The following is a 10,166-nucleotide window of genomic DNA, read 5'->3' as shown; positions in this document are numbered from 1 at the left end:
CCCCCCCCCCCCCCGCTTCCGGTTGGTGCCCTCCTGCTTTATGGCGAGGGCAGGAGTGGAACATCTACCGCAGGGAGTTACTGGGCAGACTGCCAGGCATCACTTCCAAGGCGACCTTGCTGCCGGATGCCAGACTCTGGTTCGCTGCTTCCACGATTGCTACGATGCTGAGGATTTCGGGAAGGGGTACGTTGGGGGTACCCGTGCGGCACGAGGAAACTATGCCTTCCAGGAGGCCTGTGAGCATTGATTCGCAGGCTTCGATGGAGAATTCGGCGCCCCTGTCGCCGGTTTCGATCCGTCCGGTGGTGAAGGGGTGCCAGTCTGCTTCGCCGCCCAGCGTTGCTTCACGGCCGTCGCCCCAGGTGACCGTCACGGATGTGGGGCCTGAAGTGGTTCCGGGTGTTCCGGCGTCGACGGTTACCTGACGTGAGGCGGTTCCCACCGATCCCAACGCAGCGACCGCGAGGTCCACCAGGTGCACACCGTACCAAGCCAGGCCGGGATGCCCGGGCTGGGTGGGAAGCGGACCATCCAGGGCAATCCGAAAAGCTCCACGGTCGGGGCGGGCTGCCCGAAACTCGGGAGTAAACCGTTTGGGAGATCCTGCCAGAACCAAGGCGCCGGATGCCTGCGCTTGGGCCAGCATGGTCCGTGCCTCAGTGAGGGAGGGGGCGAACCGGGTGTCCACGTAGATGGGCTTGCCGAAGCGCACCACCCGTTCAAAGTATCCGGGATGGGTCCGTGAATCCGAGGACACGATCAGTAAGGCGTCGCAGGCCTCGGCCACCGCTTCGGGTGATTCGCACATGGTCACGCCCAAGCGGGCCAGCTCATCCGCGTTACTCTCCAAGCGGTCCCGGCTGGGAGGGAAATCCAGCGAAACTTCTCCCTTCCAAGCGTGGGTCACTGTTCCGCCGGGTACGGCGCTGTCGATTCCGTTTCCGAAGAGTCGGGTGAATGAGGGCGCATGTGAGGAGTCCACACCGATCAGTCCGAAGCGGAGGGGCGCGTCGGGGACGGTGCCCGTCATCCCTTCACCCCGCTGTGGGTGATGCTGGCGACGATGTGCTTTTGCAGGAGGACGAAGATCACCAGGCAAGGAATGAAGCTCACCAGGGCAGCGGCCATGACGCTTGAGGTCGAGGCTGTTTCGGTGTTCAGCGTCGCCAAGCCAACGGTAAGCGTCCGCGCAGTATCTGATTGGCCCACCACCAGGGGCCAGAGCAGGTCATTCCAGTGCCAGAGGAAAACGAAGATGGCGAGTGTTGCCAGCACCGGACGGATCAACGGGAGGACGATTTGCCAGAAAGTGCGCCACTCACCGGCACCGTCAATCCGTGCGGCATCGAAGAGTTCCTCGGGCATGTCCCGCACAAATTGCCTGATGAGGAAGATCGCCTGCGCGTTGGCCAAGGTGGGCAGGATCAGGCCCCATAGGGTGTTCACGCCACCCATCTTGGAGATGAGGATGAACGTGGGGATCAGGGTGGCCTGGACAGGCACCATCAAGGTGGCAATGATGGCCCACAGTAGGGCGTTACGTCCCGGGAACCTCTTCCGCGCCAAGGCGTAGGCAGCCATGGAGGCGGTGAGCAGGACAACCACTACGGACACCGTGGAGTATACAAAGGAGTTCCAGAGCCACAGTGGGAATTCGCCAACGTTGAAGATGCGGATGACGTTGTCGAAGGTCAGCGAGGTGGGAAGGGCATACGGAATGGTCGGGACGTCTGCGGGGGAGAGGGCGAGTACCGCCACCGCAATGAGGGGTGCCACCGTAAAGAGGGAGATCACTGCCAGCACCCACGTGAGGGTGCTTTGGCGACGTTTTTCGGTGCTGCGCCTGGCACCAGGGCGCCTGCCCTGCCGGGTGTTGCGCGGACCCGCAGTGGGAACCGGGACAGTGGCGGTCATTTGGAGTCCTTACCTTCAAAGAAGCGCTGCTGGATGAGCGAAAGAATGAGCACGATGACGAACAGCACAACACCGATGGCCGATGCGTAGCCGAAGTCGAAGAACTTGAAGCCTTCGTCAAACAGGAAGTAGATGAGGCTGTGGCTGGCCCGGGCAGGGCCGCCGCCGGTCATGACGTAGATCGTGTCGAACACCTGGAAACCGACGATGGTTTCGATCACCAGGACGAAGAAGACCACAGGCTTGAGGAGCGGGAGCGTCACATACCAGAAGGATTTCCAGGCCCCGGCACCGTCGATACGGGCGGCCTCATGGACTTCGGCAGGTTGGGCCTTCAACCCCGCGAGGAAGATCAGCATGGAGTAGCCAAAGCCCTTCCATACGGATACCACGGCAAGTGAGAACAGCACCAGCAATTGCGGTCCGGACATAAATGGGACTGGTCCGAGGCCAAGTCCGTCCAATGCGGCATTGAGGGGTCCGTCAGTAGAGAAGATCCAGGTCCAGACGATGCCTGCCAGGACGAACGAGCAGAGGTACGGGATGAACAGCAGTGCCCGGAAAGTGCCGGTGAACCGGACCAGTTTGTCCAGGAGCACTGCACCGGCCAGTGAGACGGCAATGATGAACGGGACAAAAATGGCAACGTACAGGAGCGTCACCTTGAGGCTCTGCCAGAAGTTAGGATCCGCCGCAAGCCGTGCGTAATTATCAGTGCCCAGGAATTCGAAGTCACCGTTGAGGCTGTACTCGGTCAGGCTCATGGCCCCGGCCCCGAAGATGGGGAGGAACTTGAAGAGGCCAAAAATGATCAGTGTGGGCAGGACGAAGAGGATGCCTGCCAGGGCTTCACGCCTGTGGGCCTTCTTTGGCTTGAAGGACGTGCTGGGCGGGAGCGGCCGCCGGGGTGCCGACGCCGTTCGGGGGCGGGTGTTCAGGGACATGGGGGACCAATCGGTGGGGAGGGATCAGGATGCGGACCGCTGGAGGATGCCGCGGGCTTCCTTAGCGGCACGGTCCAGCGCTTCCTTGGCAGTGACATCGCCGCGGAGTGCTGCCTGAATGTTCGGTGCGAGCACAGCCATGACCTGGCGGGCTACCGGCGAAGGCTCCCCCGGGTGAGCTGATTTGAGTGCCTCGGCCATGGCGATCGAATCGGGGTCCTGTCCGGCCGGGGCTGCGTCTGTGCGGGTGGGCAGGCTTCCGGCAGCGGCGGTGAGTCCGTTCTGGACAGATGCCGAGCCCAGATATGACATCACCTGGTAGGCAGCTTCCCTGTTTTCTTTCTTGTTGATGGAAGTCAAGGCGAGCAGACCCGGATTGCCGAAAGTGGCTTGCTCTTTGCCTTCCATGGGAGCGCCGAAGGCAACATTTTCTGCGCCCAGTGCGGCGCGCATCTGCTTCAGTTCCGGCAGTGACGTAGTGATGCGCATGGCGGCTTTGCCCGTGGCGATGGGGCTGCCCTCCACCTTGGAGGCATCGGTTGCGGCGTCCGCAGGAAGCCCGCCGAGTTTCTTCAAATCAACCAGGAGTTGCAGGGCGGATTCGCCGGCCTCGGAATCGAAGGCAACGTCCTTGGCGTCCTCGGTGAACACCCTGCCACCGGCCTGCCACAACAAAGGATAGAAAGATAGGTTCAAGGTTTGCTCAGGGCTGCCTGCGTAATCCATCACCGCAATTCCCTTCTTGGCCAGCACAGGTGCGGCCGCCCGCAGGTCCTCCCAGGTCTTGGGAAGCGGAATACCGGCTTCGGTGAAGATTTTGGTGTTGTAGGCAGTGGTGTTGATGTTCTGGAAGAGCGGGACACCGAATAGTTCGTCATCGAACGTCGCCGCTTTGAGCGTTTGCGGGTAGTAGCTGTCTTTGTCCTTCTCCACAGCTTTGTCCACCGGCAGAAGGCCCCGGACGTTCCGGTAAGTGGCGGCCTGGTCAGGGGTAATAAGAACGACGTCGGGTCCCGAGCCCGCGGCCAGTGCAGCAGAAATCTGCGCATCGCGCTTGTCGAACGTCTGCAGTTCGATGGTCAGGTCGATCGTGGGATTGGCCTTTTCGAAGTCAGCCTCAGTGTCCTGCCAGAACTTCTTGCTGATGGTCTCATCTTTGATGACCGGGTACATCCAGAGAGTTACTTTGCCGCTGGCCGCTCCGCCGTCGCTCGTCGTCGAGGACGGTGAACCACAGGCTGTGAGTGCCAGGGCGGCTGATACGACGACGGCTGTAGCCGCTGCTGACCGGTGCAGTTTTCGGGTGAACATGTGAGCTACTTCCTTGTGGTCTGGAGTTGTTCGCTGAGTCGTGCGTCCTCGAGGGACTTGAGGGCAATGCCGTGGCGGCTGGACGGCTGCTGGATCCTCAGCAGCGGGTCACCGCACTCTTGCATCCAGTCAAAGAGCGCCGCCGAAAGTTCGCGCAGGATCCCGGACTGGTTGGGGTTCCGGGCGAGGTTTTCCAGTTCGTCGGGGTCGGCCTGGAGGTCATAGAGCTCAATGGCTGTGCTGGTGCCGATGGTGGGCCCGCCGAGATCAGCCGGCAGACTGCGATGGATCCATGACTGTGTCGGGTCCATGGCTCGTGGCGCGTTGGAGAAGTTGATGATCAGTTTGTGCGTTGATGTTCGCACTGACCGCTTGGGGTCGTAGTAGGTGTGATAGGTCAGTTGGCTGAAACAGTGGGTTCGGGAGGCTTGGCCATCCTCAATGGCCGGACGAAGGCTGGTTCCTGCAAGACCGTCGGGCAGGGGCAACCCCGCCTCATCCAGCAGGGTGGGCATCACATCAACGTGGCTGACGATGCCAGCGACGCGTTTCCCGGCCCAAGCCGGCTTGGCGGGGTGGCGGATCATCAGCGCAACCCCGAGCCCGGCGTCGTACAGTGTGCACTTGGCCCGGGGAAGTGCCAGGCCGTGATCAGTGGTGAAGACCACCAGTGTGGTGTCTCGGAGCCCGAGGGCATCGAGTTCCGCGAGGATGCTCCCCACGCCTTCATCCATGTGTTTCACTGCACCTTGCAGTTCCGCAATCTCCTCGCGGGCTCCGTCGTCGTCCAGCAAGTGAACCGGAACCGTGTGGCCGAGGGAAGTGTCCGGTTCGACGCCGTCGGCGAGGAAGCCCATGACTCCGGGCCGGTCCCGTTCTGACGATACGCGGTGAGGTTCGGTGAAGCCGACCTGCAGATAGAACGGGCTGTCGCCGGCGGCCATCCGCCGCAGGGCGTCAGTGGCGCGGTCAACGACGACGTCACGCGCGCCTCCCGTTCGGGCCCGGTCGAAGCCGAGCCTGCTTGCAACGACGTCATCCGCCAGTACCCGCGACTCATGATGAACCCCGACCAGCTCTGTTTGGTAGCCGACGGACTGAAGGCGGTGTGCAATGTGGGCTCTCGGTTCCACAAGGTCCCAGCTGAAGGGATCGTGGGTGAGGCCCAATACCCCGTTGCTTTGGGGGTAAGTACCGGTAAAGAGGGAAGCTCGGGCGGGGCTGCAGTGTGGGGCGGTGGCAAAAGCCTGCTCGAACAGTGCCGACTCGTCGGCGAGTGCATCCAGATGCGGCGTGGAAACAGTCTCAACCCCGTAGCTGCCCAGGAAGCGGCCGAGGTCGTGGCAGTGAATCAGGAGGATGTTACGCATGGACGGTCAGCCCATCCTTTCAAGGTCAACGCGGGTTAGTGCATGCTCCATGGGATCTCCCGCGAGGAACCGGCGAAGTTCGGCAACTACGATGCCGCCTGCCCGCTGCCGGGAGTCAACGGTGGCACCGCCAACGTGCGGAGTGAGGAGGACATTGGGGAGTGACCGCCAGCGGTCTCCCACGGGGAGCGGTTCGACGTCGAACACATCAAGTGCTGCATCGATCCGGCCGGAGGCGACCTCTTTATAGAGGGCTTCCATGTCCACGATGCTGGAGCGGGCAGTATTGACGAATACAGCGCCATCCTGGAGGAGTGCCAGTTCTGCTTCGCCGATGAGTCCCGCGGTTTCAGGCGTCGCGGGTGCGTGAACTGCAATGACGTCGCTGGTAGCCAAGAGTTCTTTGAGGCCTAAGGCTTGCTTCGCCAGCGGATCGTCCACGGTCAGATAGGGGTCGTAGATTTGTACATCAGCACCGAGTGCCAGGCATGCGTCAATGTAGCGACGGCCGGTCCGTGATGCGCCGATAACACCAATGCGCGATCCCGAGATTTCCCGGGCACGCCGGATGCTTCTGGCGTCCTCCCAGCTGTGCCCGCTTCGCATCTGGTGGTCCATCTTTTCGATCCGGCGCAGCAGGTTCAGGGTAAACGTTAGCGACATTTCCGCCACCGCAGGTGCCATGGCGGCGCCGGACTGGGAGATGGGGATGCCGGTTGCCCAGAAGTCGTCGCTCACCAAGGTGTGGATGGACGAGGCAGCGTGGATCACGCATTTCAGATTTGGAGCTACTGAGAGGTGCATGGCATCGAGCCGGGGGAAACCCCAAGCCGTGATGAAGACATCTGCTTCTGCTGCGGCTCGTGCGAACGCGTCCAGGTTTTGGAGCTCAGCTGGTGCGGCGGTTGTGACGTTGCCCAGTTCTTCCAGTGCAGCTCGTGTTTGCTGGTTGATGATTGCCGGGAACTCGTGATCGGGGATGCTCAGAAGAATGTGAAGCCGTGGAGATTCGGCCTGCACCGAGGGTGCTGCATCGACGGTGGGGTTGTTCATGTGATTGAGATTACTCAGTAGCATTTGGTTTTGTCAATGACTGAACTAAGTATAATTGGCGAAGGTCGGGGCACCATTCTGGAGTGGTTGCTTTGACCAGTGCCAGAATGAGGGAAATCGCATGCGGTGTAACCATAGGAGACACGAGCCGTGAAGCAACGCGCAGGAAGCAAGGCCTTGATCCGGGAGATCAACGAGGCGTTGGTATTGGACGTCGTCCGCACCCAGGCTCCGGTGTCGCGGGCCACCATCGCCGTCCAGACTGGGCTGAGCCCCGCGAGTGTCACGGGCATTACCGGAAAGCTCATCCAGTCAAAACTCCTGGTCGAGGCCGAGATGATCCGCGATACCGGCGGGCGCCCTGCCCGTCTCCTGGAGTTGGGCAGGGATGGCGTCTTTGCGGCTGGAGTTCGGCTTTCCGCTACCGCAGCCCTTGCTGTCGTGGTGGACTTGCGCGGGGGAGTGGTCAGCACTGCCAGCGAACCCCTCACGTCCACCAGCCCCGCTGATGCGGCAAAAGCGGTCGCAAAGGTAGTCAGCGCTGCTGTCGGCTCCAGGGCCTCACGGCTGATCGGGGTGGGGTTGGCACTGTCCGGAGTGGTAGATCAGAGCACAGGCATTGTTCGGCACAGCGGAGCCCTCGAGTGGGCCGAGGTTCGCTTCCAGGAGATCCTCGAAGCTGAACTTGATGAGCCGGTGGTCATCGATAGCTATGTCAACGCCTATGCGCGAGGGCTGCTTTTTGATGGAACGTTTACTGGCCGGGAACTGCTGGTATTCAGCGTCGGCACCAGCTTGGGCGCCGCCGTCGTGGTTGAAGGCCGTATACAGCGCGGCTTCAACGGATCCGCTGGAGGCTTTGCCCACGCCCGTTCGCTTACGAGTAGCGAGGCCCCCAGGGAGTGCCACTGCGGGGCCGAAGATTGTTTTGAGACGCGCAGCAGTCTCTGGGGCATGCGCCAGGAACTTCAGCGACGAGGCCTTCAACGCGAAGTAGACCCCGACGCGGATTCGGACGTCATCGCTGACGCCGCATTGCACTTGGGCATCGGTATGGCCAATACAGCCAAGGTCCTTGGACCGCAGCAGGTGGTGGTGGCCTTCGCCCCGGAAGCAAATATAGGAAAATTTGCTGAGTTGAGCGGAGGGGCCTTCCAGCACCAGTATGCACATTCCAATACTCCCTCTCCGCTGCTGACCAACGCCATTGTGGATCATGAGGCCTTGGCCAGGGGTGCTGCCTGTTCGGTCATGGCGAGCCTGTTCTCCGCACGGGAATCCCAACCCAACGCTGAGTCGGCATAGGGCCGGAGCAGGACTGCGTACCTGCTCCGGCCTGGCCAACTACGCCGTCTCGATGCGGATGAGGTTCCTTTCCCGCATTGTGTACAGATCTCCGTGTTCATCCGCGCTGATGTGGGGCTGTCCGCCGTACCAGGCGCCGTTCACGTCGGCCAACAGGGTTGTTAGTTCAAAGGTCTTGGGGTCGATCTCGTAGACGGCCTTGCTTGAGACGCCGTAGACCCTTCCGTTGGCTGTTACAAGATTCGACCTCTTGCTGGCCGCGTCAGAGATGTCCGCGCTATGGACGATCCGACGTCGTGGAATATCGATAACCCTTAACGCGCCATCGTTCAGGGCCACGTAGAGATGACGGCCCCGGACGGCCATTCCGGTGACAGGTGCGGTGTGCTGAGGATCCAGCCGCCACAAAACCGTGCCCGTCATCGGGGCGATGGCGGCAATCTCGCCGGCGGGCCCTGTTCCTCCAGTTCCGCCACCAATGTAGGCAATCCCGTCTCGGCAAGTAACGGCGGGGACAGACTGGCCTGGCCCCAGAGGATGCTCGTGCACCAGAATGTCATCTGAGACGGGGTTGTAGACCCCAAGGCAGCTGCCACCGTTCGCGTCGGCGAGGGCTGCGACGAGGACTCTTCTGTTGTGGTCGTCCCACGCGACACATTCGGGCCGATTGAACTGCGCGGGCAACGGGGCCATCTGCGCGGGGTCTGCATCTTTGCCAGGATCATAGCCCCAGAGGCCGAGGCCGCTGTACTGGCCCATCCACAGTTTGCCGTTCGCCCAGGCCGCATCCTTGGTCTCTCCAGGCGCCACCAGGTTGATGACTTCCTTGCCGGTGAGGGAATGCCGGGCTATGGCGCCGTTTGCTGCAACGTAGGCGTAGCCCCCGCCAGCGGTAACGCTCATGGCCAGTTGGGCTTCGCTGGGCGCCCCCGCTGAAATCAGGTCTGTGCGTTCGGTGGTACCGGATGTTGGATCTATGGCGGCAACGAACCCGTAGGCTGAGACCGCGTTCAACCGGTTGTCAGACCAGCCCATTCCCCACACCTCGCCCAGATCAACGTCATTGGTCAGAAGCGGCGATACTTCCATCGTGGCCAGATCGCAGACCCTTGCGTCGCCGGCCTGTGCCATGAAATAGAGACGGTCCTCGTGGACGTGCATGGCTTTGGTTGTTACCCCGTCATGCGAAGCCACTTTGTAGGAAGACGGGTTCGCTACATCGATGACCGCCACGTGTGAAGCGGAGGCCCCGCCGACCGTACCGACGATCAGTCTGTCGCCGTCCAGTCGCAACTCGCGGACAGTGTCGTCGCCGGCAAGTTCGGGCGGAAGTATCGATGTGAAGGTTCCGGTAGCCCGGTTGTAGGCGGCCAGCGCGGCCTTGCTTGCCTGACCGCCACCCAGGGTGTTTCCAGTTCCGAAGTAGACGTGGGTGGCAGTGGCCGCGATGGCCCTGGCGCCCGTGGCAGTAGGAACGGGGATGCCCAAAGGAGTAATTAGTCCCGAAGCCGGGTCAAACTGCCACAGATTCCCTCCCGGTTCACGGCCGCCAAAGAAGACCATTCCATCAGGTGCTACGTCCAGTGCCCATACTCGGACTTCGCCTGCCCGTCCCAGTGCTTCGGCCGGTGACGTGGGATTCTCCAGGTCCCAGCGGTACAGCGTAGGAAGGTTGCCTGCAGCGTTCTCAGTCCCGAAATAGAGGTACCTCCCGGTGGGGTCGGCGCAGAGGGCCTGCGTTGACCTGCCGTCCGGGGCCTGTGTTTGACCTGTGACCCTACGAGACGGCACGTGGTAGGCGATTACGTACATGGGCTCGAGGTTTCCGGATCCGATGTAGATCATGTCACCGAATTGGTATGCGCTCTTTGAACCGAATTGGACTACTCCCGGACCGAGGTCTGTCACTCGAGGGCTGGTGGGTGCGGCATTCGCCGGGGAGGGGCCGCTCAGTTCCATGACGGAGAGACCCGTAGTCGCCAGCCCGGCGACGACGCTGAACTGGAGCAGGTTTCGTCGGCTCAGTGCTTGGGAAGTGTGGGTAGGTTTCGTCAAAACACTCCTGACGTTGAGTTTCATCCAGATGGGGGTGTGTTCACCGGGCTCTCTTGGCGAGTCCGATGTGAGTATTTCAGTCATTGACTAAAATATCTAGGGCGGGTTCAATAACACTCAACAACTAGTTGGCAAGAGGAAGTGACGCAGTGAAGAGTGAGGCAGTGAAGAGTTGCTGCGCCCCTGAGGGGCGTCTTGCCCAAGTCGTGAG

At 61.5% G+C, this 10,166-nt stretch carries 8 protein-coding genes; 1 reads left to right on the top strand and 7 read right to left on the bottom strand.

All coding sequences use genetic code 11. From position 1 onward, the window contains the following. Positions 1–64 precede the first annotated feature (64 nt). The 6 genes from ACLRGI_RS07855 to ACLRGI_RS07830 are packed head-to-tail and all read right to left on the bottom strand — an operon-like array spanning position 65 to position 6,595. On the bottom strand, positions 65–1,033 hold the full coding sequence (locus ACLRGI_RS07855; RefSeq protein ID WP_419201110.1) for a Gfo/Idh/MocA family protein: 969 nt from the start codon (positions 1,031–1,033) through the stop codon (positions 65–67). Further along, entirely contained in the window at positions 1,030–1,917 is an 888-nt protein-coding gene (locus tag ACLRGI_RS07850; RefSeq protein ID WP_419201109.1) for a carbohydrate ABC transporter permease, read from the bottom strand. Before ACLRGI_RS07850 ends, ACLRGI_RS07855 begins: the two co-directional genes overlap by 4 nt. Next, the gene (locus tag ACLRGI_RS07845; protein WP_419201108.1) at positions 1,914–2,861 is read right to left on the bottom strand and encodes a carbohydrate ABC transporter permease; all 948 of its coding nucleotides are present in this window, start codon (positions 2,859–2,861) and stop codon (positions 1,914–1,916) included. The genes ACLRGI_RS07850 and ACLRGI_RS07845 overlap by 4 nt, the downstream gene beginning before the upstream one ends. Positions 2,862–2,885: 24 nt before the next feature. Further along, the gene (locus ACLRGI_RS07840) at positions 2,886–4,172 is read right to left on the bottom strand and encodes an extracellular solute-binding protein (RefSeq protein ID WP_419201107.1); all 1,287 of its coding nucleotides are present in this window, start codon (positions 4,170–4,172) and stop codon (positions 2,886–2,888) included. A gap of 5 nt (positions 4,173–4,177) precedes the next feature. After that, on the bottom strand, positions 4,178–5,542 hold the full coding sequence (locus ACLRGI_RS07835; protein ID WP_419201106.1) for a sulfatase family protein: 1,365 nt from the start codon (positions 5,540–5,542) through the stop codon (positions 4,178–4,180). 6 nt (positions 5,543–5,548) lie between these two features. Beyond that, positions 5,549–6,595: a hydroxyacid dehydrogenase gene (locus ACLRGI_RS07830; RefSeq protein WP_419201105.1), complete on the bottom strand. Its 1,047-nt coding sequence runs from the start codon at positions 6,593–6,595 to the stop codon at positions 5,549–5,551. Between the two features lie 150 nt (positions 6,596–6,745). On the opposite strand from ACLRGI_RS07830, the gene ACLRGI_RS07825 reads away from it, so the two are divergent. Beyond that, entirely contained in the window at positions 6,746–7,900 is a 1,155-nt protein-coding gene (locus tag ACLRGI_RS07825; RefSeq protein WP_419201104.1) for an ROK family protein, read from the top strand. Positions 7,901–7,939: 39 nt separating this feature from the next. Here the strand turns inward: ACLRGI_RS07825 and ACLRGI_RS07820 are convergent, their stop codons facing one another. Then, entirely contained in the window at positions 7,940–9,955 is a 2,016-nt protein-coding gene (locus ACLRGI_RS07820; RefSeq protein ID WP_419201103.1) for an outer membrane protein assembly factor BamB family protein, read from the bottom strand. Positions 9,956–10,166: the final 211 nt, after the last annotated feature.

Source organism: Paenarthrobacter sp. PPS72 (assembly GCF_048537125.1).
GTDB lineage: Bacteria > Actinomycetota > Actinomycetes > Actinomycetales > Micrococcaceae > Arthrobacter > Arthrobacter nitroguajacolicus_E.
The sequence above is the reverse complement of the archived record's forward strand: the minus strand, read 5'-3'. Positions and strand labels throughout refer to the sequence as shown.